General features: G+C 72.0%; 24 protein-coding genes. 16 read left to right on the top strand and 8 right to left on the bottom strand.

The features are described 5' to 3' along the window. The first annotated feature begins 37 nt into the window (after nt 1–37). From dapD to OF850_RS12115, 3 genes are read left to right on the top strand one after another with little or no spacing between them, the layout of a single operon-like run. A complete protein-coding gene (gene dapD / locus OF850_RS12125) occupies nt 38–862 on the top strand; it encodes a 2,3,4,5-tetrahydropyridine-2,6-dicarboxylate N-succinyltransferase (RefSeq protein WP_301590400.1) in 825 nt (274 codons plus the stop codon). Further along, nucleotides 855–1,991, top strand: coding sequence for a succinyl-diaminopimelate desuccinylase (gene dapE / locus OF850_RS12120; RefSeq protein ID WP_301590399.1), 1,137 nt, complete (start codon nt 855–857; stop codon nt 1,989–1,991). Before dapD ends, dapE begins: the two co-directional genes overlap by 8 nt. Further along, nucleotides 1,988–2,560 carry a hypothetical protein gene (locus OF850_RS12115; protein ID WP_301590398.1) on the top strand — a complete coding sequence of 191 codons (573 nt, stop codon included), beginning with the start codon at nt 1,988–1,990 and terminating at the stop codon, nt 2,558–2,560. Before dapE ends, OF850_RS12115 begins: the two co-directional genes overlap by 4 nt. Here the strand turns inward: OF850_RS12115 and truA are convergent, their stop codons facing one another. Genes truA through def form a run of 3 tightly spaced genes read right to left on the bottom strand, consistent with a single transcriptional unit; the run spans nt 2,561 to nt 4,751 of the window. Beyond that, nucleotides 2,561–3,334, bottom strand: a complete 774-nt coding sequence (gene truA, locus OF850_RS12110; protein ID WP_301590397.1) for a tRNA pseudouridine(38-40) synthase TruA — start codon at nt 3,332–3,334, stop codon at nt 2,561–2,563. Next, the gene (fmt, locus tag OF850_RS12105; RefSeq protein ID WP_301590396.1) at nt 3,313–4,224 is read right to left on the bottom strand and encodes a methionyl-tRNA formyltransferase; all 912 of its coding nucleotides are present in this window, start codon (nt 4,222–4,224) and stop codon (nt 3,313–3,315) included. Before fmt ends, truA begins: the two co-directional genes overlap by 22 nt. Next, nucleotides 4,224–4,751, bottom strand: a complete 528-nt coding sequence (def, locus tag OF850_RS12100; RefSeq protein WP_301590395.1) for a peptide deformylase — start codon at nt 4,749–4,751, stop codon at nt 4,224–4,226. The genes fmt and def overlap by 1 nt, the downstream gene beginning before the upstream one ends. 129 nt (nt 4,752–4,880) lie before the next feature. Between def and OF850_RS12095 the strand changes: the two genes are divergently transcribed. Genes OF850_RS12095 through OF850_RS12080 form a run of 4 tightly spaced genes read left to right on the top strand, consistent with a single transcriptional unit; the run spans nt 4,881 to nt 7,829 of the window. Next, nucleotides 4,881–5,342, top strand: a complete 462-nt coding sequence (locus OF850_RS12095) for an Hsp20 family protein (protein WP_301590394.1) — start codon at nt 4,881–4,883, stop codon at nt 5,340–5,342. Between the two features lie 41 nt (nt 5,343–5,383). Then, nucleotides 5,384–5,878 carry a GlcG/HbpS family heme-binding protein gene (locus tag OF850_RS12090; RefSeq protein WP_301590393.1) on the top strand — a complete coding sequence of 165 codons (495 nt, stop codon included), beginning with the start codon at nt 5,384–5,386 and terminating at the stop codon, nt 5,876–5,878. After that, nucleotides 5,875–6,840, top strand: a complete 966-nt coding sequence (locus OF850_RS12085; RefSeq protein ID WP_301590392.1) for a Bug family tripartite tricarboxylate transporter substrate binding protein — start codon at nt 5,875–5,877, stop codon at nt 6,838–6,840. Before OF850_RS12090 ends, OF850_RS12085 begins: the two co-directional genes overlap by 4 nt. Nucleotides 6,841–6,857: 17 nt before the next feature. Beyond that, nucleotides 6,858–7,829, top strand: coding sequence for a Bug family tripartite tricarboxylate transporter substrate binding protein (locus OF850_RS12080; RefSeq protein WP_301590391.1), 972 nt, complete (start codon nt 6,858–6,860; stop codon nt 7,827–7,829). A gap of 15 nt (nt 7,830–7,844) precedes the next feature. On the opposite strand, the gene OF850_RS12075 is transcribed toward OF850_RS12080, so the two are convergent. Next, nucleotides 7,845–8,636, bottom strand: coding sequence for an alpha/beta fold hydrolase (locus OF850_RS12075; RefSeq protein WP_301590390.1), 792 nt, complete (start codon nt 8,634–8,636; stop codon nt 7,845–7,847). Between the two features lie 289 nt (nt 8,637–8,925). Here OF850_RS12075 and OF850_RS12070 point away from each other — a divergent pair, with 289 nt between their 5' ends. The 3 genes from OF850_RS12070 (at nt 8,926) to OF850_RS12060 (ending at nt 12,271) form a co-directional block, all read left to right on the top strand. Further along, a complete protein-coding gene (locus OF850_RS12070; RefSeq protein WP_301590389.1) occupies nt 8,926–9,870 on the top strand; it encodes a LysR family transcriptional regulator in 945 nt (314 codons plus the stop codon). 90 nt (nt 9,871–9,960) lie between these two features. After that, nucleotides 9,961–11,130 (top strand): acyl-CoA dehydrogenase family protein, encoded by a 1,170-nt coding sequence (locus tag OF850_RS12065; RefSeq protein WP_301590388.1) that lies wholly within the window; start codon nt 9,961–9,963, stop codon nt 11,128–11,130. 10 nt (nt 11,131–11,140) lie between these two features. Next, a complete protein-coding gene (locus OF850_RS12060; RefSeq protein WP_301590387.1) occupies nt 11,141–12,271 on the top strand; it encodes a CaiB/BaiF CoA transferase family protein in 1,131 nt (376 codons plus the stop codon). 9 nt (nt 12,272–12,280) lie between these two features. Here OF850_RS12060 and OF850_RS12055 read toward each other — a convergent pair whose 3' ends face one another. Next, on the bottom strand, nt 12,281–12,739 hold the full coding sequence (locus OF850_RS12055) for a hypothetical protein (RefSeq protein WP_301590386.1): 459 nt from the start codon (nt 12,737–12,739) through the stop codon (nt 12,281–12,283). 55 nt (nt 12,740–12,794) lie between these two features. On the opposite strand from OF850_RS12055, the gene pdxY reads away from it, so the two are divergent. Beyond that, nucleotides 12,795–13,640 carry a pyridoxal kinase PdxY gene (pdxY, locus tag OF850_RS12050; RefSeq protein ID WP_301590384.1) on the top strand — a complete coding sequence of 282 codons (846 nt, stop codon included), beginning with the start codon at nt 12,795–12,797 and terminating at the stop codon, nt 13,638–13,640. Nucleotides 13,641–13,647: 7 nt separating this feature from the next. Then, on the top strand, nt 13,648–14,967 hold the full coding sequence (locus OF850_RS12045) for an APC family permease (protein ID WP_301590383.1): 1,320 nt from the start codon (nt 13,648–13,650) through the stop codon (nt 14,965–14,967). Here the strand turns inward: OF850_RS12045 and OF850_RS12040 are convergent. After that, nucleotides 14,964–16,181, bottom strand: coding sequence for a glycosyltransferase family 4 protein (locus OF850_RS12040; protein WP_301590382.1), 1,218 nt, complete (start codon nt 16,179–16,181; stop codon nt 14,964–14,966). The two genes, OF850_RS12045 and OF850_RS12040, sit on opposite strands and share 4 nt — an antisense overlap. Before the next feature lie 53 nt (nt 16,182–16,234). Here OF850_RS12040 and OF850_RS12035 point away from each other — a divergent pair, with 53 nt between their 5' ends. Then, nucleotides 16,235–17,038, top strand: coding sequence for a DUF169 domain-containing protein (locus OF850_RS12035; protein WP_301590380.1), 804 nt, complete (start codon nt 16,235–16,237; stop codon nt 17,036–17,038). Here the strand turns inward: OF850_RS12035 and OF850_RS12030 are convergent. Next, nucleotides 17,035–18,060 (bottom strand): YeiH family protein, encoded by a 1,026-nt coding sequence (locus OF850_RS12030; protein ID WP_301590379.1) that lies wholly within the window; start codon nt 18,058–18,060, stop codon nt 17,035–17,037. The genes OF850_RS12035 and OF850_RS12030 overlap by 4 nt on opposite strands. 53 nt (nt 18,061–18,113) lie before the next feature. Further along, nucleotides 18,114–19,109 (bottom strand): LLM class flavin-dependent oxidoreductase, encoded by a 996-nt coding sequence (locus tag OF850_RS12025; protein WP_301590378.1) that lies wholly within the window; start codon nt 19,107–19,109, stop codon nt 18,114–18,116. Nucleotides 19,110–19,291: 182 nt separating this feature from the next. Between OF850_RS12025 and OF850_RS12020 the strand changes: the two genes are divergently transcribed. The 3 genes from OF850_RS12020 (at nt 19,292) to OF850_RS12010 (ending at nt 22,957) form a co-directional block, all read left to right on the top strand. Next, nucleotides 19,292–19,795 carry a nucleoside deaminase gene (locus OF850_RS12020; RefSeq protein WP_301590377.1) on the top strand — a complete coding sequence of 168 codons (504 nt, stop codon included), beginning with the start codon at nt 19,292–19,294 and terminating at the stop codon, nt 19,793–19,795. Nucleotides 19,796–20,027: 232 nt separating this feature from the next. Continuing rightward, nucleotides 20,028–21,944 (top strand): hypothetical protein, encoded by a 1,917-nt coding sequence (locus OF850_RS12015; protein WP_301590376.1) that lies wholly within the window; start codon nt 20,028–20,030, stop codon nt 21,942–21,944. Beyond that, the gene (locus tag OF850_RS12010) at nt 21,941–22,957 is read left to right on the top strand and encodes a TAXI family TRAP transporter solute-binding subunit (protein ID WP_301590375.1); all 1,017 of its coding nucleotides are present in this window, start codon (nt 21,941–21,943) and stop codon (nt 22,955–22,957) included. The genes OF850_RS12015 and OF850_RS12010 overlap by 4 nt, the downstream gene beginning before the upstream one ends. The last annotated feature ends 41 nt before the right edge of the window (nt 22,958–22,998 follow it).

Raw genomic sequence — 22,998 nt, 5'->3', positions numbered from 1 at the left:
CGAAGCGTCGCCGGTTTCATCATCGGGGCACGACAGCATGAGCCAGGACCTGCAAGCGGCCATCGAATCCCTCTGGGAGCGGCGCGACACCCTTTCCGCCGCCACGAAAGGCGCAGATCGCGCGGCGATCGAGGCCGCGCTCGACCGGCTGGACCGCGGCGAGGCCCGCGTGGCGGAGCCGGACGGACAGGGAGGTTGGAAGGTCAACCAGTGGCTGAAGCAGGCCGTGCTGCTCTCCTTCCGCATCGAGGATTCGGTGCCCATGGAAGGCGGCTACGACAAGGTGCCGCTGAAGTGGCAGGGCTGGGATGCGGGGCGCTTCAAGCAGGCCGGGTTCCGCGCCGTGCCCGGTGCCGTCGCGCGCCGCTCGGCCTATGTCGCGCCCAACGTGATCCTGATGCCGTCCTTCGTGAACCTCGGCGCCTACGTGGACAGCGGCACGATGGTGGACACCTGGGCCACGGTCGGTTCCTGCGCGCAGATCGGCAAGAACGTGCACCTCTCGGGCGGCGTCGGCATCGGCGGCGTGCTGGAGCCGCTGCAGGCCAATCCCGTCGTCATCGAGGATGACTGCTTCATCGGCGCCCGCTCCGAGGTGGTGGAGGGCGTGATCGTCGAGCGCGGCTCCGTCCTGTCCATGGGCGTGTTCATCTCCGCGACCACCAAGGTCGTCGACCGCTCGACCGGCGAGGTCTTCACCGGCCGCGTTCCCGCCTATTCCGTGGTGGTGCCCGGCTCGCTGCCCGGCAAGGCGCTGCCGGACGGCTCGCCCGGCCCGTCGCTGTACTGTGCCGTGATCGTGAAGCGGGTGGACGCGCAGACCCGCGCCAAGACCAGCATCAACGACCTGCTCCGTGACTGAGGCGGCGGACCCGCTGCCGCTCGCGCAGGCGCTGATCCGCTGCCGCTCGGTCACGCCGGCCGATGACGGGGCGCTGGACACGGTGCAGCGGGCGCTGGAGCGGCTGGGCTTCGCCTGCAAGCGGCTGCGCTTCGACGAGGTGGACAACCTCTTCGCGCGGCGCGGCGCCGCCTCGCCGCATTTCCTGTATTGCGGCCACACCGACGTGGTGCCGCCCGGCGATCCTTCGCGCTGGACGGACAACCCCTTTGCCGCGACGGTGCGCGACGGGGTGCTGTACGGGCGCGGCGCCTGCGACATGAAGGGCGGCATCGCCGCCTTCGTCGCGGGGCTTTCGGACTTCCTCGCGGAGAACCCGGACCATCCGGGCTCGATCAGCCTCCTCATCACGGGGGACGAGGAAGGCCCGTCGGTGAACGGCACGAAGCGCGTGCTCGAATGGATGGAGGCGAACGGCCACGTCCCCGACATGTGCGTGGTGGGCGAGCCGACGAGCCGCGAAGCACTGGGCGACACGATCAAGATCGGCCGGCGTGGCAGCATGAACGCCTGGATCACCGTGCAGGGGAAGCAGGGTCACAGCGCCTACCCGCACAAGGCCGACAACCCGATCCACCGCCTGATCCGCGTGCTCGACGAACTGACGGCGGAACCGTTGGACCACGGCTCCGAGCATTTCGAGCCCTCGACGCTCCAGGTGACGGGGATGCGGGTGGACAACGCGGCCACCAACGTGATCCCGGAGGAGGCGTCCTGCTTCCTCAACATCCGCTTCAACGACCGGCACGATTCGAAGGCGCTGGCCGCGCGTATCCGCGACGCCCTGGGTCGCCACGCCCCGCGCCACGACCTGCGGATCGAGGTATCGGGCGAAAGCTTCCTCACCGCGCCGGGCCCCTTTGTCGAGGCGCTGCGCCGCGCGGTGCGCGAGGAGGCGGGGGTGGAGGCGAAGCTGGACACGGGGGGCGGCACTTCCGACGCGCGCTTCATCGCACGCTGCTGCCCAGTCGCGGAGCTGGGCGGGCTGGGCCGCACCCTGCATCAGGTGGACGAGAACGTGCCGGTGGAGGAACTGCGCGCCCTGTCGCGCCTCTATGTCCGAGTCCTTCACGAGTGCCTCCGGGGATGAGCACGCCGCGCATCGCGGACGGGATTGCCGCGGCGATGCTTTTTGCGCGTGGGCGGGCAGAGGGACTGCTGCTCCTTCCGCCCACCGAGGCGGGGGCGCTGCATTCCTTCCGCGCGGCGCTGATCTGCCTTCCGGCCTTCCTTGGCTTGCGCCTGCTCGCCTGGTCTCAACAGGGTGCGCCGCGCGGCGGCCTCGTCCTGGGGTTGCTGGCGGAACTCGTCGGCTTCGTCCTGTCCTGGGCCGGTTTCGCCCTGGCTTCGCGCGTGCTGGCGGAGCAGGCGCAGCGCCTCGGGCGTTGGCCGCATTTCCTGGCTGCCTGGAACTGGTCCAACCTCGTCCAATACCTGCTGCTCGCCGTGCTGGCGGTGCCCGTGCTGCTGGGCGCGCCGACGTGGCTGAGCAATGCGATGGGCCTCGTCGCGCTGGGCTACGCGCTGTGGCTCGAATGGTTCGTGACGCGCGAGGCGCTGGGTGTGGTGGGCGCGACGGCGGTGATGTTCGTGCTGCTCGACGTGGCGATCGGGCTGTTCATCGGCGGGCTTTCCGCACGCATCGCCGGCGGGGGCTGATCAGGCGGGCCCCGCCTGCCAGTCCAGCTTCTCGTCATATTCCACGCTCATTAAGCACAGGCCTTCGGGCGGCGCGGTTTGTCCCGCCGCGCGGCGGTCGCGCCCGTCCAGCACGGCGCGCGGCCATTCCTCCCCGCGCTGCCCGCGCCCGACCGGATGCAGCGTGCCCGCCAGGTTGCGGACCTGGTGATGCAGGAAGGAGCGGGCGGAGACGTGGATCACCACTTCCTCCCCCTCGCGCGTCACATCCAGCCGGTCCAGCGTCCGCAACGCGTCCTTGGCCTGGCATGAGGCGGCGCGGAAGGCGGAGAAATCGTGCCGGCCCAGCAGGCGCTGCGCCGCCCGGTGCATCGCCCCGGCATCGAGCGGCTGCGGCACGTGCCAGACCTGCCCTTCCTCCAGCGCCGGCCGGGCCGGGCGGTTGAGGATGCGGTAGCGGTAGTGGCGCATCCGCGCCGAGAAGCGTGGCGACCAGCCCTCCGGCGCCGGGGCCGCGGCGCGGACGGACAAGGGATGCGGCCGCGTGTGGAAGTCGAGCGCCGCGCGCAGCCGCGTCGGCGGCAGTTCCGACGAGACTTCCACCTCCGCCACCTGCCCCTCGGCATGGACGCCGCTATCGGTGCGCCCGGCCGCAACGACCGTGGGAACGATGCCGCCATTCAGCTTGGCCGCCGCGTCCTCCAACACCTCCTGCACCGTCACGAGGCCGGGTTGACGCTGCCAGCCGTGGAATCCCTCGCCGCGATAGGCGATCAGCAGGGCGTATCGAGGCATGCGCCGAAATCGAAGCCGCGTCGCAGCGCGTCCGCATCCATGGCGGCGCGGCCTGCGCGCTGCAGCCGCAGCAGGCGCAGCGCGCCCGTGTCGCAGGCGACCGTCAGACCGGGGCCGGGCAGGATCGTGCCGGACTTGCCCACGCCCCGGGCGGGTTCCGCCTCCAGCACGCGAAACGTCTCGCCGCGATGGGTGAAGAAGGCGCCCGGCCAGGGATTCATCGCCCGCACCCGCCGGTCCAGCGCTTCGGCCGGCTCCCGCCAATCCAGCATCCCGTCGGCCTTCGAAAGCTTGGCGGCGTAGGTCACGCCCTCCTCGGGCTGCGGCACCGCTTCGGGAAGCTGATCCAAGGCGCGCAGGATGAGGCGGGCGCCCATTTCGCTCAGCGCGTCGTGCAGCCAAGGGGTGGTGGCGCGAGGCGGCAGTGCGATGGCTTCACGCAGAAGCATAGGGCCAGTGTCCAGCCCTTCGTCCATCCGCATGATGGTGACGCCGCTTTCCCTGTCGCCGTGCAGGATGGCCGACTGGATGGGCGCGGCGCCGCGCCAGCGCGGCAGCAGCGAGGCGTGGATGTTGAGGCAACCGTGGCGCGGCGCCTCCAGCATCGGCAGGGGAAGGATCAGCCCATAGGCCGCGACCACCGCCGCATCCAGGCGCAACGCGCGGAACGCCTCGTGCTCCGCCGCGTCGCGCCGCACCCTCGCCGGGGTGCGGACCGGCAGCCCCATCTCCAGCGCCCCGCGGTGGACGGGGCAGGGGGTTTCGCGCTGGCCGCGCCCTGCTGGGCGGGGCGGCTGGCAATACACCGCCGCCACCTCGTGCCCCGCCGCCACCAGCGCCTGCAGCGCCGGCACGGAGAAGTCCGGGCTGCCCATGAAGGCGAGGCGCATCAGTCGCGCGCCTTCAGCTTCTGCTCCTTGGCCAGCTTGCGCAGCAGCATGTTGCGCTTCAGCGGCGAGATGTGATCCACAAACAGCACGCCATCCAGGTGGTCCAGCTCATGCTGCAGGCAGGTGGCGAGCAGCCCGTCCGCCTCGGTCTCCCGCTTCGTGCCGTCCAGCTCCCGCCAGCGGATCTTCACACGAGCCGGGCGCTCCACATCGGCATACTGGCCGGGCAGGGACAGGCAGCCTTCCTCGCGGATCGCAGTCTCTGCGCTCCGGGCCACGATCTCGGGATTCACCAGGACCATCGGCGCGCGCTCCGTCTCGTCCTTGCCGAGATCCACGACGACGAGGCGCAGCAGCTCGCCCACCTGCGGCGCGGCGAGGCCGATGCCCGGTGCGGCGTACATGGAGGCGAGCATGCGGGGCGCGAGGTCGCGCACCGTGTCCGCGTCCGCCGCCGCGACGGGGCGCGCCTTCCGGCGCAGCAGCGCGTCAGGAACGATGAGGATGGGCAGAAGGGCGTCGGACATGCGCGGCGGGAGGTAGCGCCGCGCCGTCTCCCTTGCAACGGCAGGGGGCGCGCGCCAAGTTTCCCCTCGCGGGGAGGCTGCCTCCAGGCAGGGGCCATCCCGCAAGCCCGCCCATGTGCTGGAGGCTCCATGTCCCGCTCGTCGCTTTTCGGCTCGCCCCTGTTCCTGGGCTTCGACCACCTGGAGCAGATGCTCGACCGCGTGGGCAAGAATGCCGAGGGCTACCCGCCCTACAACATCGAGCAGACGGGCGAGGCGCGGCTGCGCATCACCCTGGCCGTCGCCGGCTTCTCCATGGAGGAGCTGGCGATCACGCAGGAGGACAACCAGCTCGTCATCCGCGGCCGCCAGCGCGATGATTCGGAGGGACGCGTCTTCCTGCATCGCGGCATCGCGGCGCGGCAGTTCCAGCGCGCCTTCGTCCTGGCCGAGGGGATCGAGGTGGAGGGCGCCCTGCTGGACAACGGCCTGCTGCACATCGACCTGAAGCGCCCGATGCCCGAGGTGCGCGTCCGCTCCATCCCCATCCAGGGCCAGCGCCCTTCCCAGTCGCCGCAGCGCCTGCGCCCGGTGGCGCGCGAGGGCGAATAGGGTCTAGCCTTCCTCCCAAAGCAAGGATTGGGAGGAAGCACATGGACCAGGGCTATTTCCTGGCGCCCGTGGCGACGAGCCTGCGGCTGGACGAGGCGCGGCGCATCCTGGATGCGACGCTGGCGGCGGGGCGCGAGGCCGAACTGCTTCCACTGACCGTCGTGGTGCTCGATGCGGGAGCGCAGCCCGTCGCGACGGCGCGTGAGGACGGGTGCGGCACGCTGCGCTTCCCCATCGCGCGCGGCAAGGCGGAAGGCGCGCTCGGCATGGGCATCGGCTCCCGCACCATCCGCGACCGGCTGAAGGAACGCGTGGCCTTCCAGGCGAGCATCGCGGCGGCCAGCGACGGGCGCTTCGTCCCGGTGCCGGGCGGCGTGCTGATCCTCGACGAGGCAGGGCAGGCGGTCGGCGCCGTGGGCGTGTCGGGCGATGCGTCGGACCGCGACGAGTACGCGGCGATCGAAGGCATCCACCGTGCCGGCTTTGCCAGCCACCCGGCGGAACCCGCCCCCGGCTGGCAGGAGGCCGGGCTGTGAGGCGCCGCCACCTCCTGCTCGGCGCCGCCGCGCTGCCGGTTCCCGCCCTCGCGCAATCCTGGCCCGACCGGCCCCTGCGGATGATCGTGCCCTTCCCACCGGGCGGGGCCACCGATGTCTTCGCACGCCGCCTCGCCGCCAAGCTGCCGCAGCAGCTGGGGCAGAGCGTGGTGGTGGAGAACCGCGCCGGCGCGGCGGGGGCGATCGGCACGCTGGAGGCGGCGCGCGCCCGCCCCGACGGGTCGAGCTTCCTGTTCGGCACCGCCTCGACGCTCGGCCTGTACCCGCTGCTGTCGGAGCGGCCGCAATTCGATCCGCTGCGCGACTTCCAGGCCGTCGCCATCCCCGGCGCCGCCACCGTCGCCATCGCGGCGCGCCCCGCCGTGGCGGAGACGCTGGAGGCACTGGTGCGCGCGGCGCGGGAACGGCCGGGACGGCTGCGCTATGGCTCGCCGGGCAGCGGCTCCTACCTCCACATGTCCTTCGAATACTTCAAGCGCGAGGCGGGGCGGCTGGACATCGAGCACGTGCCCTATCGCGGCTCGGGCCCCGCCATGGCCGACCTGCTGGGCGGGCATCTGGACGCGATCTCCGACACGGTGGCCACCACCATCGCGCATCACCGCGAGGGGCGGGCGCGCATGCTCGCCGTTGCCTCCGCGCAACGCAGCCCCCTGGCGCCCGACGTGCCGACCGTGGCTGAGGCGCTGGGCCTAGCGGGGTTCGAGGCGGCGGTGTGGCTGGCGGTGATGCTGCCGCAGGGCGTGCCGGAGGCGGTGCGGAACCGCCTCGCCGAGGCGGTGAACGCCACGATGCGCGACCCCGAGTTCCGCGCGGAGCTTGAGGGAGCGGGCTTCGAGCTTTATGGCCGGCTGGACCCTGATCAGAGCGCGCGCTTCATCGCCGCCGAGCAGGAGAAATGGCGCCCCATCGCCCAGGCGACGGGCGCCAGGCTGGACTAGACCGGGAGGAAACTACCATGACCGTCACCCGCCGCACGCTGGCCGTCGCAACTGCCGGGCTTGCCCTGCCTGCCGTGGCGCGCGCGCAGGATTGGCCGAACGGCGCCATCCGCATCATCGTTCCCTTCGCCGCCGGCGGCTCCACCGACGCGGTGGCACGCTTGGCCGCGCCCGGGCTGACGCAGCGCCTGGGCGTGCCGGTGGTGGTGGAGAACCGCTCGGGAGCCGCCGGCTCGCTCGGCACCCATGCCGTCGCGCAGGCGCGGCCCGACGGGCAGACCTGGCTGCTGACCTTCGACAGCCACGCCACTCTGCCGGCGCTGCTGCCCAACCTGCCTTTCAACCTGACCCGCGACCTGGAGCCGGTGCTGCTGATCGGCGGCGCGCCCTACGTCATCGCGACGCGGCCGGACAAGCCGTACCGCTCCCTGCAGGACATCGTGGCGGCGGCGCGCGCGCGGCCCGATGCGATCAACTATGGCAGCACGGGCAATGGCACGATCGGCCACCTGACCATGATCCTACTGGGCAACCGCGCCGAGATCCGCATGGCGCACCTGCCGTATCGCGGCGGCGGGCTCGCGGTGAACGACACGGTGGCGGGCCACGTGGAGATGATGATCGGCTCCGCCGCGCTGGTGGCGCCGCAGATCTCGGCCGGCAACCTGCGCCCCGTGGTGCAGTTCGGGCCGGAGCGCCTGCCGGCCCTGCGCGAGGTGCCGACCGCGGCGGAGAGCGGCTTCCCCGGGCTGGAGGCGGAGGCCTGGTGGGGCGTCTTCGCGCCGCGCGGCACGCCCGCCGCCGCGAAGCAGCGCATGCAGCAGGCGCTCACGGAAAGCTTCCGCGAGGAGCGCGTTTCCCGAACCATGACCGAGACGCAGCAGGCCCGGCTCGTCCTCGCTGGGCCCGAGGATTTCGCGAAGTTCCTCGAGCGCCAGATCGAGACCTGGGGTGGCGTGGTGCGGAACCACAACATCCAGGCCGACTGAGCGAGGCGGCGGCGCTCAGCCGATCGCCGTCAGCATCCGCGCCGTTTCCTCCGGCGCTGTGACCATGGTGTCGTGGCCGGTGCGGATCTCCCTCACTGTCCAGCCTGGGCGGTTGCGCACCCAGCGCCGCGTCACCTCCAGCGGGCCGTAGAGCGGCTCGGCGGCGATGATGTAGGTCGCAGGCTTGCCGTTCCCGACCGGGTTCCGCAGGTCCAGCGGGCTCTCATACGTGCCGACCGGGTGCGGCGTCAGGCGGCGGCGCACCCAGGCGGCACCGGGATGTCCGTCGGGAATGCCGAAAGCCGAAGGGGATGGCGGCGGGATGAAGATGCCCTGGCCCTGCTCCTGCACCTGTTGGCGGCGCTGCGCCACCACCTCGGCCGGAAGGATGCCGAAGGGGCTCTGCCCGCCCTCCAGGATCAGGCTGTCCAGATAGACGAGGTGGCGGATGCGCTCCGGCACGCGATCCGCCGCCCCGGTGATGCCAAGCCCGCCGAAGGAGTGGCCGACGAGGATGACATCCTCCAGCTCCTCTGCTTCCAGCACGTTCACGACATCCGTGACGAAGGTGTCGAGGGTGATGTCGCGCGACATGAGGTGCTTGCGCTCGCCCAACCCGGTCTGGGTTGGGGTGAAGACGCTGTGGCCGCCTGCGCGCAGCACTTCGGCCACGTCGCGCCAGCACCAGCCGCCATGCCAGGCGCCGTGCAGCAGCACGAAAGTCTTGCCCCCACCCTGCGCGGCGGCGGGCATGGCGGCGAGGGCCGGGGCGGCAAGGCCCCCGGCGACGACGGTGCGACGATTCATGGCGGTTCCTCCAAGATCTTCCCCGCAGGCTGCATCCAGGCGGAGGCATGCGTCCAGCGCCGTTCCCGCAGGTCGTGGGGAAACCGAGGGCACGGCGGAAGCGGTTCTTCTCCTCAACCTCGTCGCGCGGCAGCAGGACCCGTGGTGCGTTCGCGGCGGCGATCTTGACCGTGGCCAGGGTCAGCCCCGCCAGCGCGCCGGTCGCGATGCCGGAGCGGAGGCGAGGCGATAGGGAGGTTTCGAGAAGCGCGAGGCTTGCTCGCCCAGCAATGCCGATTTTATATCGGACATGGACCTGCGGCAGCTCAACACCTTTATCCAGGTCGCGGACCTCGGCAGCCTCAGCAAGGCGTCGGACCGGCTGCGCATCGCCCAGCCGGCGCTGAGCCGGCAGATCCGCCTGCTGGAGGAGGAGCTGAAGCTGCGCCTCTTCGAACGGCATGGGCGCGGCATGGCGCTGACTGCGGCGGGCGAGATGCTGCGGGCCCGGGCCGGCAGCATCCTGCGCCAGTTGGAGGAAACGCGCGCCGACCTGACACAGGAAGCGGGGGCAGTGCGCGGCCGCGTGGTCTTCGGCATGCCGCCCACGGTGGGAGATATCCTCGCCACGCGGCTGATCGAGCGCTTCCTGCTGGAGCACCCCGAGGTGTCGCTGCGCGCCGTGCCGGCCTTCAGCGGCTACCTCCTCGAATGGCTGCATGCCGGGGAGGTGGACATCGCCGTGGTCTATGGGACGGAAGCGCAGGCCAGCATGAAGCTCTCCCCGCTCCTGGTGGAGAATCTGTGCTTCGTGACGCCGCGCGCCGCATCGCCTGCGCCGGACCACGCCGTCCCCTTTGCCGAGGTGGCGCAGGCGCGTCTCGTCATGCCGGGACCACAGCACGGGCTGCGCCGCCTGGTGGAGCGGGAGGCACGGCTCCGCCGACTTTCGCTCAACATCGCGGTGGAGGCGGATGCGCTGCAGGTCCTGAAGGGGCTCGTGGCACGCGGCCTGGGTTGCACCATCCTGCCCCTCGCCTCGGTGCACGATGAGGTGCGGGCCGGAGTGCTCGGCGCCGCCCCGATCTTCGACCCCCACCTGTCGCGCAAGCTGGTGGTGGCGCAGCCGCTGGGCCGCCCCGCCTCCAACGCCGTGCGCCGCTTCGAGCAGGTGCTGCGGCAGGAGGTGGCAGCGATGGTGCGCGAAGGCGTGCTGGACGGACAGCTTCTCATCGGCCATCAAAATCCGGCATAAGTGCTTGGCCCGGATTGTAGTTTATGGGATGCGGCTGCGAAGGCACTGTGCCGCGCGACCCGCCGGACATGAAAGCAGACGGAACCCGTCATGGACCAGACCCTCCTGAACGCCGACCCCCATGCCGAGATCCGCGAGGAGGTGCGAAAGCTCTGCGCCCGCTTCCCCGGCGAGTATTGGCGCGAGCTGGACGCCCGCCGCGGCTACCCGACCGAGTTCGTCCAGGCCCTGACCGAGGCCGGCTACCTCGGCGCGCTGATCCCCGAGGAGTATGGCGGGGCCGGGCTCGGCCTTTCCGCCGCCGCCGCCATCCTGGAGGAGGTGCAGGCCCAGGGCTGCAACGGCGCCGCCTGCCATGCCCAGATGTACATCATGGGCACCATCCTCCGGCACGGCAGCAAGGAGCAGAAGGACAAGTACCTGCCCGGCATCGCCTCCGGCGAGCTGCGCCTCCAGGCCTTCGGCGTGACCGAGCCGACCTCGGGCACCGACACCACCGCGCTGCGCACGGTGGCGCGGCGCGAGGGCGACAAGTGGATCGTCAACGGCCAGAAGATCTGGACCAGCCGTGCCGAGCATTCCGACCTGATGCTGCTGCTGGCCCGCACCACGCCGCGCGACCAGGTGCAGAAGAAGACCGAGGGCCTGTCCACCTTCATCGTGGACATGCGGACCGTGCTGGGGAAGGGCCTCACCATCCGCCCCATCCGCACCATGATGAACCACAATTCCTGCGAGGTCTTCTTCGACAACATGGAGGTTCCGGCCGAGAACCTCGTCGGTCAGGAAGGCAAGGGCTTCCGCTACATCCTGGACGGCATGAACGCCGAGCGGCTGCTGATCGCCAGCGAGTGCATCGGCGACGCCAAGTGGTTCATCGAGAAGGCGGTGAACTACGCGAAGGAGCGCGTGCTGTTCGGCCGGCCCATCGGCCAGAATCAGGGCGTGCAATTCCCCATCGCCAAGTCCTACGCGCAGATGCGCGCGGCGGAGGCCATCGTCCACAAGGGGCTGGAGAAGTTCGAGGCCGGGCTGCCCTGCGGCGAGGAAGCCAATATGGGCAAGATGCTGGCGGCCGAGGCAAGCTGGGCGGCGGGCGAGGCTTGCGTGCAGACGCATGGCGGCTTCGGCTTCGCCGAGGAGTACGACGTGGAGCGCAAGTTCCGCGAGACGCGGCTGTACCAGGTGGCGCCCATCTCCACCAACCTGATCCTCTCCTATCTCGGCGAGCATGTCCTCGGCATGCCGCGCTCCTACTGAGGCGCCGCACATGAAGCCGGGCAAGCCGCTGGACGGGCTCCTCGTCATCTCCATGGAGCAGGCGGTGGCCGCGCCCACCTGCTCGGCCAAGCTGGCCGATGCGGGGGCGCGGGTCATCAAGATCGAGCGCGCGGAGGGCGACTTCGCGCGCAAGTACGACGCCGCCTGCAACGGGCTCTCCACCTATTTTGTGTGGCTGAACCGCGGCAAGGAAAGCCTGACGCTCGACCTGAAGGACGATGCAGACAAGGCGCTGCTGAACCGGCTCATCGCCAAGGCGGACGTGTTCATCCAGAACTTCGCCCCCGGCGCCCTGGCCCGTGCCGGCTTCGCGAGCGAGACGCTGCGGGAGAAGAACCCGCGCCTCATCACCGTGGACATCTCCGGCTACGGCGAGGAGGGAGAGTACGCGAAGATGAAGGCCTATGACCTGCTGGTGCAGGCGGAATCCGGCCTCGCCTCCGTGACCGGCCGCGCCGAGGGGCCGGGCCGGGTGGGGTTCAGCGTCTGCGACATCGCCTGCGGCACCATGGCCCATGCGGCGGTGCTGGAGGCGCTGATCGAGCGCGGCATGACGGGCAAGGGCAAGGGCATCTCCTGCTCGCTCTTCGACGGCATGGCCGACTGGATGAACGTGCCGCTCCTCTACTTCGAGGGCACTGGCAAACAGCCGGAGCGCATCGGCCTCGCGCACCCCTCCATCTGCCCCTATGGCGCCTTCGAGACGGCGGATGGCGCGCTGGTGCTCATCTCCATCCAGAACGAGCGCGAGTGGCAGCGCCTCTGCGCCGTGTTCCTGGAGGAGCCGGACCTGCCGCAGCGCGATGGCTACCGCTCCAACGTGGAGCGCGTGGCGCACCGGCCCATGGTGGACGCGCATGTGGGGCGCGGCTTCGCGCGGCTGACCCGGACGGAATGCGCGGCCAAGCTGAACGCGGCCGGCATCGCCTATGGCTTCGTCAACGGCGTGGACGGTCTGTCCCAGCACCCGGCGCTGCGTCGGGTGACGGTGGCGACGGAAGTCGGTCCCGTGGCGATCGCCGCCCCGGCGGCGCGGTTCAGCGATGGCGACCGCGAACTGGGCCCCGTGCCAGCCCTGGGCGAGCACGACGCCGCCATCCGCGCCGAGTTCGCGGCGTAGGCTCTTCGCTCAGCGGCGGCGGAAGCCGCCGCCGCGAAAACCGCCACCCCAGCCGCGTCCGCCCCAGCCGCGGAAGGCGGGCGGCGGTGCGCGATACCCCCACCCTGGGCGGTAGCCGCCCCAGGGCCGCCAGGCTGGCGCGCCCCAGCCGCCATAGTAGCGCGGCCAGGGCCGGTAGCCCCACCACCAGCCATAGCCCAGCCCGATCGTTACCGAGGGCGCGACCACGCCCGGATAGGCATAGGGGTATGGGTAGGGATAGGGCGCCGTGCCCTCCCAGCCATATCCGAGCGGCGCCTCGGCCAGGTTCGCCGGGGGCGGCGCCCAGGGCTCGGCCCCCTCAGGCCAGGGCGGGCCGTGGTCCCATTCATGCGCGGCAGGGGGCAAGACCTCGCGCACCGTGCCGACCGAAGGGTCCACGGCGCAGGCGGCGAGGAGCAGGAGCGGGGCGAGGCGCGCGGGTTTCATGGTGCCATCCTAACGCCTAGCCGGTCCGCCGGGCGCGGCTTTACGATGGCCGCCGATGAACATCCTCTCCATCCAGTCCTGGGTCGCCTACGGGCATGTGGGCAACGCCTCGGCCATCTTTCCTCTCCAGCGCCTCGGCGCCGAGGTCTGGGGCATCAACACCGTCCAGTTCAGCAACCACACCGGCTACGGCGCCTGGCGTGGCCAGGTCTTCGGGGCGGGGCTGATCGGCGACCTGGTGCAGGGCATCGAGGAGCGCGGCGCCCTGCCGGGCTGCGACGCCGTGCTGTCCGGCTACATGGGCGACGCCGCGATCGGCGAGGCGATCCTGGGGGCCGTAGCGCGGGTGAAGCAGGTGAACCCGCAGGCGCTGTGGTGCTGCGACCCGGTGATCGGCGACGTGGGGCGCGGCGTCTTCGTGCGCCCCGGCATCCCGGAATTCTTCCGCGACCGTGCCCTGCCGGAGGCCGATATCGCCACCCCCAACCGCTTCGAGCTGGAATACCTGACAGGCATCGAGGCGCGCACGGTGGAGGATACGAAGCGGGCCATTGCCGCGTTGCAGGCCATGGGTCCGCGCTGCGTCCTTGTCACCAGCCTGGAAGCGGGCACCGAGGATGGGGAGATCGGCATGATGGCTGCGGAAGGCGGGCGGTTCTGGCGGCTTTCCACGCCGCTCCTGCCGCTGGGCGTGAACGGCGCCGGGGACGCGGTCGCGGCGCTCTTCCTGTTCCATCGGTTGAAGACCGGCGAGGCCGGCACCGCGCTCTCCGCCGCGGCCTCCTCCATCTTCGGCGTGCTGCGCCGCACGGCCGAGGCCGGCTCGCGCGAGATTCTCACCGTCGCGGCGCAGGAGGAGTTCGTCCTTCCCTCCCGCGCCTTCGCCGCGCTTCCCGCGTGAGGCGGCGATGAGCGACGCCGTCGCGGAACCGACCCTGCGCCGCAGCATCGGGCCGATCCAGCTCTTCGCCTACACGCTCGGCGGCATGCTGGGCGCGGGGATCTACGGCCTGGTCGGCCGCGCCGCCGGGGAGCTCGGCAGCGCCGTCTGGCTCGGCTTCCTGGTCGCCATGGTGGCGGCGCTGCTCACCGGTCTTTCCTATGCTTCGCTCGGCTCGCGATACCCGCGCGCCGGGGGCGCGGCCTATGTCACGCATCGCGGCTTCGGCCGGCCGCTGCTCACCTGGACGGTGGGGCTGGCGGTCATGGCCTCGGGCCTCACCTCGGTCGCCACGCAGTCGCGCGTGGTGGCGGAGAACCTCCTGCGCCTGCTGGACATTCCGGGCGTCGCGCCGGTACTCATCTCGCTCGGCTTCCTGGTGTTCATCGCCGGGGTGGTGCTGCGCGGCATCCGCGAGAGCATGTGGATGAACATGCTCTGCACGGCGGTGGAGGCGACGGGCCTCGCGCTGGTCATCGCCGTGGGGCTGCCCTGGATCGGCCAGGCGAACCTGCTGGAAACGCCGACCGGGACCATCGAGGCGACGCTGATCCTGCAAGGCGCCATCCTGACCTTCTTCGCCTTCATCGGCTTCGAGGACACGCTGAACGTGGCCGAGGAGTGCCAGGACCCGCGCCGCACCATACCGGTCGGCATCGTCTCGGCCATGCTGGTCGCGGCCACGCTCTACATGGTGGTGGCCGCCGTCGCCGTTTCGGTCGTGCCATGGCGGGAACTCGCCGTGACCCCCGGCCCGCTGGCCGAGGTGATGGCCCGCGCCGCGCCCTGGATGCCGGGCTGGGTCTTCGTCGCCATCACCGTCTTCGCCGTCGCCAACACGGCACTGCTGAACTACGTCACCGCCTCGCGCCTCACCTACGGCATGGCGCGGCAGGGGTTGCTGCCGGCGGTGCTGGGACGGGTGCATCCGCGCACCCGCACCCCGCATGTCGCGGTGGGCGCGCTGTTCGTCGTGGTGGTGGCGCTGATGCTGGCGGGCGACATCGGGCAGCTCGCTTCCGCCACCGTGCTGCTGCTGCTGGCCGTCTTCGCCTGCGTGAACGTGGCGCTGCTGGTACTGCAGCGGCGGCCGGGCGAGAAGCCGGGCGGGTTCGAGGTGCCGTCCTTCGTGCCCGCGCTCGGGGCGCTGGTCTGCCTGGCCCTGCTGCTGAACCGCGTGGCGACGGGGGACTGGCGCGCCCCGCTCATCGCCGGGGTGGTCCTGGCGGCGATCCTGCTCCTGTTCCTGGTGGTGCGGCCGCGCGGCGTACCGCTGGTGCAGGACTAGCCGCGCGCCAGCCCGTCCAGCACCCGCTCCACCACGGCGAAATGCCGGTCCCAGGAGGGCGCGCTCCAGCCGGGCAGCCGCGCAAGCTGCGCCGTCCGGCGCGGGCTGTCCGGCCGCGCATAGTCCAGCACCGCCGCGCGCCAGCCCGGCCCATCCAGCGGATGCAGGAACTCCGGCGTTTCGCCCCCTACCTCGCGAAAGGCGGGGATGTCGGAGGCGAGCACGGGCACGCCCAGCGCCAGCGCCTCGGCCACCGGGATGCCGAATCCCTCGGTGAGCGAGGGGAAGAGCAGGGCCCGTGCCCCGCGCAGCAGCCGCGCCGCCTCGCGGTCCGGCAGCCGCCCACGATACTCGACGAGGCCGCCGAAATCGCCGCGATCCAAAAGGATGGTGCCGAGATGCGGCTCCGCCGGGCGGCGGCCGATGATGACGAGGTGCGGCGCGTCAGGCCTGCCCGCCATCTCCCGCCATGCCTCCAGCATCAGCCAGTGATTCTTGCGTGGCTCCAGCGAGCCGAGCATGACGAAATAGGGCCGCTCCCCTTCGCCCGGCGCCGGCTCGGGCGGCGGGAGGTCGAGGCCGAGATGCGCGACCTCCACCGGTGGCAGGGCGAGGCCGCGGGCGGCGAACCAGCCCTGCATCCCGTCGCGCGTCGCGGCGGAAACGGCGATGGCGGCATCGGCGAAGAGCGACACGCCCTCCATGCGGCGCGCATGCCGCTCCGCCTCGCCCTGCGGGAAACAATGCGGGTGGGTGAGGGGGATGACGTCGTGCACCAGCGCCGCCACCTTCGCGCCGCGCCGTTTCACCGCCGCCAGTGCCGCGTGCTTGTGCAGCGTGGCGCAGGAGACGCTGAGCAGCACGGCGTCCCGTCGCTCCGTCAGCCGGCCGCGCAGCCGCGCCACCCCGTCGCCGAGGAATTGCCGGGTCATGGCCAGGGCTGGCCGCGCCCGCAGCGAGATGCCCCGGTGGTCCAGCCCCGGCGCGATGCGCGCGGCAGCGTCGGCCAGGATCTCCCGCGCCAGCCCGTCGGGCAGGGCGGCCAAGCGGTCCCAGGCGGTGCGCATCACGAAGGTGACGTCGCGGGCCGGCAGGCGAGACCAGTGGCGCGCATGGGCGAACTCCACCCGGTCGATGCCCGAGGGCGCGAGCAGCCACGGCTTGGCGACGGTCAGCGAGATGTCGAGGAGCAGGTGCATCGGCCGGAGGCGCATAGCGCATCCCGTCTCGTCGCCCTAGCATCGGCGGCAGAACGAGGGAGGACACCATGGACACGAACCCAGCCCCGGCGGGCCCGGGCGCGGCCGAGCTGACCCAGCTCGCCGCGCAGCTTTCCGACCTGCTGAAGCTTCGCACCCTGCCCATCGGCATGAAGCTGTTCACCGATGCCGCCGAGTTCGACGCCGTGCCGGGGCTGCGCCGGCCCAATCCTGGGCGCCGCTATTCTACTTGCCAGCTCGTCACCCAGGCGCGCATCGCCGGCTTCACCCTGGGCATCACCCACGACAACGTCCCCGAGTTCAGCAATTGCGGCGGGGTGATCGGGCTGAACGAGCCTTCCGACCTCTACCTCTCGGGTCGTAAGATGGAGGGTGTCTGGTTCGAGAACCGGGAGGCTGCGGCGGCGCACCAGGCGCAGATGCCGCGCGCCGCCCCGGTGCATCACGGCCTCGTCGTCTCGCCGCTGCGCTCGGGGCGGCTCGACCCGCCGGATATCTGCCTGTTCTACGCGAACCCCGCGCAGATGATCCTGTTCATCAACGGACTCCAGTGGCGCAACTACCGCCGCTTCGATTTCTCCGTGACCGGGGAAAGCGCCTGCGCGGATTCCTGGGGACGCGCCCTGCGCGACCGCACCGCCTGCCTGTCCATCCCCTGCTATGCCGAGCGGCGCTATGGCGGCGTCGCGGATGACGAGATGCTGATGGCCTGCCCGCCCACCGACCTCCGCACGGCGGTCGAGGGGCTGATGGGCCTGTCCAAGGCGGGGCTGCGCTACCCCATCATGCCCTATGGCCCCCAGGCCGACCCGGCCGAGGGGATGGGCCGCTCCTACGCCGGAAAGAGCTAGATCCCGAGCGCGACGCCGGCCAGCGCCAGCACGGCGATGAACACGGTGGAGGCGACGCCCAGCAGCAGCGGGCGCGCCCCGCGCTTCTTCAGCGCCTTGAGGTCGGTGGAAATGCCGAGCGCCGCCACGGAAGCGGCGAGCATCAGCGGCACGACGAAGCGCGATGCCTCCACCGCCGCCCCGGGCACGAGGCCGGTGGAGCCGAGCACGACCAGCGCCAGGAAGCCGAAGGCGAACCAGGGCACCGGGGCCTTGGCCGCGCCCGCCTCGGTGCCGCCGCGCGCCACCCACCAGCCGAGCGCCACCACGGCTGGGGCCAGCAGGAACACGCGCGCCAGCTTCATCACCGTGCCGGATTGCGCGGCTTCCGGCCCGCCTGCCGCCGCCGCGCCCACGGCCTGCACCACCTCATGGATCGCCGCACCGGCCCAGAGCCCATAAGCGCGCTCCGACATGCCCATGAGATCGCCCAGCAGCGGGAACAGGATCAGCGAGGCCGTGCCGCAAAGCGTGATGACGGCGAGGGCATAGGTCACGTCCTCGTCCTTGCCGCGCGCCACCTGGTTGGCCGCGACGATGGCAGACGCGCCGCAGATCGCCGTGCCGGTGCCGATCAGCTGCGACAGCGCCGGCTCCACCCCCAGCACGCGGCCGAGCCAGATGGTGAAGGGCAGGGTGAGGGCCACCACCGCCACCGCCAGTGCCAGGGCGCCCGGGCCGAGCGCGGCCAGCTGTCCCAGCGTCACCTGCAGGCCCAGCAGCACGATGGCGGCGCGCAGCAGCGGCTTCACCGCGTAGGCGATGCCGGGCTTCAGCGAGGCCGGGCGCCCGACCGTGGCGCCGATGGCGATGCCGGCGGCGAGCGCGAGCACGACCGGATTCAGCGCCGCGATGCCGGTCGCATTGCGGATCACGATGCACAGGGCCGCGATGACGAGGCAGAGAAGCAGCCCTGGCGCGATTTCACGAAGGCGCGACAGGGAAGAGGACGGCGCCGCCGGGGCGCTGACAGGAAGGGCCATGGACCGGATTCTGGACGTTTCGCCGGAGACGGTCCACCCGGGGGTGGGGTGCGTCAACCCAGCCCGAAGGCTCCTGCCAGCAGGGAAACGGAACGCCGCCGCGCCTCGGCGTCATGGCAGGGGGTCAGCACCGCCACCTCCTGCGCGCCCATCTCGGTGGCGAGGGCGGCGATGCGGTCGCGCACCCGCTCCGGCGTGCCGACCAAGGCTCGGGCGCGCATGGCTTCCATCCGGTCGCGCTCGGCCTGCGTCCAGGGATGCGCCTCCGCCTCCTCCAGGGTGGGCAGGGGCGGGAAGTGGCCGCGGTCGCGATGGAGGCGCCACAGGGCGCGCGGCAGGAACAGGCGCTGCGCCTCCTCCTCAGTTTCCGCCGTCAGGGCATAGACGGCGATGCCGGCGTGGGGGCGCTCGCCGCGGAAGCCTTCGCGGTAGAGGTGCAGCGCCTCCGCCGCACCTCGCCCCTCCGTGATGAAATGCGCGAAGCAGTAGGGCAGGCCGAAATACGCCGCGAGCTGCGCGCCGTAGTCGCTGGAGCCGAGTACCCAGACTTCCGGCCGCGTCGCGACGGCGGGGCTCGCCCGCACCTCGCGGAACGGATGGCCCTCGGGCAGCCCGTCGCCCAGCCAGCCGAGGAGGTCGCGCACCTGCGCGGGGAACGCGTCCGCCGCCTGCGCAGCGTTGGGGTTGAGCGCATAGGCCGTGCGCCCGTCGCTGCCGGGCGCGCGCCCGACACCGAGGTCTATGCGGCCGGGCGCGATCGCCTCGAGTGCGCGGAACTGCTCGGCCACCTTCAGCGCCGCGTAATGCGGCAGCATCACCCCGGCGGAGCCGATGCGTATGCGCTGCGTGGTGGCGGCGATGGCGGCAATCAGGATCTCGGGCGCGGAGCCGGCATGGCTGGCGCTGTTGTGGTGCTCGGCGAGCCAGTAGCGAGCATAGCCCAGCCGGTCGGCAAGCTGCGCGAGGGCCAGCGTCTCCCCGATCGCGTCGCGGGGGGTGCGGCCGGAGACCACGGTGGATTGGTCGAGGATGGAAAGGCGGGGAAGCATGGATGCGCGAGACTATCCACGCTTCCCCGCGCCGGACCAGACCCGACCCGGTCCGGCGTCAGGCGTGAGCGGCCACCACGCGAGTTCTGCCCGCTTGGAGTGCGGCGGGAACGGGCGCGGGGAGACGGCGGTTCGCCTTCCCACGGCATCGTGACCGTACCGTCACTCCGGTCATGGAGGCCGTGGATGAGGGCTGGCTTCCCCCGCGCGGCTGGGCCAGCCTGCTCCGCATGGACGAGGACATGATGCGACGCGCCCTGGCGCTTGCGGTTGGCAGCGCGGGCGGACCTTTCGGCGCGGTGGTGGCGCGCGGAGGTGCCGTGCTGGGCGAGGGCGCGAATCACGTCGTGCCGGGGCGCGATCCGACCCTGCATGCCGAGATCGTGGCGATTCGCGACGCATGCCGGCGCGAAGGCACGCACGACCTCAGCGGCGCGACGCTCTACACGAGCTGCGAGCCGTGCCCGATGTGCCTCAGCGCCGCGTGGTGGGCGCGGGTGAAGGAGATCGTCTTCAGCAACAGCCGCGCCGAGGCCGCGCGGATCGGTTTCGACGACGCCGCCATCTACGAGGAGGTGTCGCGCCCGCTGGAGCAGCGTCGCCTGCCCATGCGCCGCATCCTGGCCGCGGAGGGTTGGCAGGGCTTCGAGGCATGGGCGGCGCGGCCGGACAAGCAGATGTATTGAGGCGCGGCGGCGACGATCGGGCGTCCGGGTGTCGCTTCTGTCATCATATGACTAGCGATGGAATGGCATCCGTTGCTATAACCGCTCCGGTTGAGGACCGGGAATGCAAGGCTTGCACGAACAAGGATCGCCAAGCCCCAAACCTGCGAGGTCGGGTCACGCAGTTCCCCCCGCGCAATGGACCTCGGCCGGGTTCCTGCTCGTGCGCGGGACCCGGCGGGGGCCTGCGGGGGTGGATTTGGTCGCGGTTGTGCCGGGCAGGGGCGTGGTGTTGCTGGAGATGGCGCCGCGCTGGACGGAGGACGCGGTCCAGCGCCTCCGCCACCGCCTGGACGAGACCGGCTTCACGGAGGCCTATCCCGGCTGCCTTCCCATCGCGCATCGCCTGTTCGGCGAGATGGACGCCTATCAGCTCGCGCCGCTGATCGAGCAGGCGATGTCGCTGGAGCCGCCGCTCACCATCCCGGCCGACCTGCCCTGGGAGGAGGAGATCGGGCGGCTGGTCCATCCCGCCGGGCTTGCGCCTGCGCCCCGTCCCGGCGCGGCCCCACGTGTGGAGATCGCCCGGGTCGAGGATGCGCGGCCCATCCTGGTCGCTGCCTCTCCGGAAACATCCCCGACCGAAGCGACGGAACCGGCAGCGCAGCCGCCGGCCGCGTCGCCGCCTCCTGCGCGCTCCCACCGCCTGGCCTTTCCGATCGTCGCGGTGCTCCTCGTCGCGGGTGGCGGCGGGCTTTACGCAGCCACGCGTGGCACGCCGCTCCTGCCGGAAGGCCAGCAGCAGGGGGCCGCCCTCCTGGCCGCGGGCTGGACCGCCCTGACCGACACGGTGCTGCGGCGCCCCACCCCGGGCGCGGGTCCGGAGGAGGCGGCCGCGACCCCAGACACATCCGCGCCGCGCCCGTCGCCTTCGGTCTTCGCCGCCATCTCGGAAGCGACGAGCAGCGACGCCCGGCCTGGCCCGGTCCCTGAAATTGCGCCCGTCTCGGTGGCCGAGTCCGCGCCGCCCGCGCCCGAGGCGTCCCTGCCCGTGCAGGCGGTGAAGCGGCCCGCGCCGGAGGAAGGGGTGCGCCCCGAGGCAAAGGCGAAGCTGCCCGCTCCGGCGGAGCCAGCGGCAGAGGAACCTGCCCGTGCGGGAACGCTCGAGCCACCGGCCAGGACCGAGCCGGCCCCGACCGTGGCCATCCCAGCCGAACCCATTCCCGAGGAGCCGGCGCTGGCCGAGGTGCCTCCGCTTCCCGCCGCACCGGCTGCCGCTGCAGCGCCAACTCCGCCGATGGAGCCACTGCCGGAGGAACCGGCCCTCGCAGAGGTGCCCCAGCCCACCCCGCAGCCGGCACCGCCTGCCCAGGCCGTCGCGCGGCCCGTGGAGCATATTCCCGAGGAGCCGGCCCTGGCCGATTCTCCGGCCACCCCTCCGGCCGCCGAAGCCCCCCGCGAGGCGGCGCAGCCCGCGCGCCCCATGGAGAGGCTGCCGGAAGAACCCGCTCTGGCCGTCCGGCCGGCGGATCCTGCCTCTCCGGCGGCCGAACCCATCCCGCGGGAGCCGGCGGTAGCCGAGGTCCCGCCGCCACCTGTCCCCGCGCCCATGGCGCCGGCCCTGACTGCCGCGCCGGCTGCGACCCCCGCGCCTGCGGTGGCCCCCGCGCCGGTGGCAGCGCCAGCCGCGGCTCCCCGACCGGCGATGGCACCAGAATCGGCGGCGAGCCCCGCCCCTGCCGCGATGCCTGCGCCGGCCGTGACGGCGGCACCGCCCGCTACGCCCGCGCCAGCCACGACGCCCGCTCCAGCCGCGGCCGCCGCCCCTCCCGTGGCGCCCGCGCCAAGGGAGCAGGCTGCGCGCCCCGCGCAGGCCGCCACCGTCGCACCGGAGGTCGTTGCGCTGATGCTGCGTCGCGGCCAGGGATTGCTGGAGCAGGGCGACATCTCCGGCGCGCGCCGCTTCCTGCAGCGCGCCGCCCAGGCCGGAAACGCCCCGGCCGCCCTGCTGCTGGCCGAAACGCACGACCAGCGCTTCCTCGAGGCGCGCGGCGCGCGCGGCCTGCAGCCGGACGCCTCGCAGGCGCTGCGCTGGTACCGCCACGCGGCCGAGCTGGGCGCGACGGAGGCCGCGCCACGGATCCGCGAATTGGAGAGCCAGACGAGATGAAGCCCGCCACCCCTGCCACGCGCCGCTTCCTGCTGGGGGGTGTCTTCGCGTCCCTTGCCGCGCCCGCCCTGGCGCAGGGCACCAGCCGGGGGCCGGGGGGCCCCTGGCCGACCGGCGGCAGCATGAACATCAACGCGCTGACGGCGCGCGCCAATGCCGGGACGGTGGGCGTCATCTCCGGCGGGGTGGACGGCACCTATGTCCGCATCGCGGCCGACCTCGCGGCGGTGCTGGACGGCGACGACCTGCGGATCGTGCCTGTCATCGGCAAGGGCTCGATCCAGAACATCCACGACATCATGCTGCTGCGCGGCATCGACATCGGCATCGTGCAGTCCGACGCGCTGGCCTTCGCGCGGCGGAACCGGCTGCTGCCGGGTGTGGACCACCTGATCCAGTACATCACGAAGCTCTACGACGAGGAGATCCACGTCCTCGCGCGGGCAGGCATCACCTCGATGGAGCAGCTTTCCGGACAGGTCGTGAACGTGGACGGGACGGGATCGGGCACGGCGATGACCGCCTCGCTCGTCTTCGAGGCGCTGCGCGTCCAGCCGCGCCTCGCCCACGACACGCAGGACGTGGCGCTGACCAAGCTCCTGGCCGGGGAGATCGCAGCGATGATGTTCGTGGCCGGCAGCCCGGCGCGCATCTTCGCCGGGGTTCCCGCCGATTCCGGCCTGCGCTTCCTGCCCATCCCCGCCACGCCGGCGCTGATGGAAACCTACCTCCCCTCCACCCTGACCCATGCCGCCTATCCGACGCTGGTACAGGAGGGGGCGGAGGCGGAAACCATCGCGGTGGGGGCAGTGATGGCCGTCTATGCCTGGCAGCCGGGCACGGAGCGGCACCGCAAGGTCGCGCGCTTCGTGGAGGCGTTGCAGTCGCGCTTCGACGAATTCCTACGCCCGCCCCGCCACCCGAAATGGCGCGAGGTGAACTTGGCCGCCGAGGTGCCAGGCTGGACCCGCTTCGACGCGCGTGCCACGCCGCGGGTCACCCAGCGCTATTGAGGCGCGACGCCGCCCGGGCGAACCCGCCCGGGCCTCGTGTG

Origin of the sequence: Sabulicella glaciei (assembly GCF_026183895.1) — a bacterium.
GTDB lineage: Bacteria > Pseudomonadota > Alphaproteobacteria > Acetobacterales > Acetobacteraceae > Roseococcus > Roseococcus glaciei.
The sequence above is the reverse complement of the archived record's forward strand: the minus strand, read 5'-3'. Positions and strand labels throughout refer to the sequence as shown.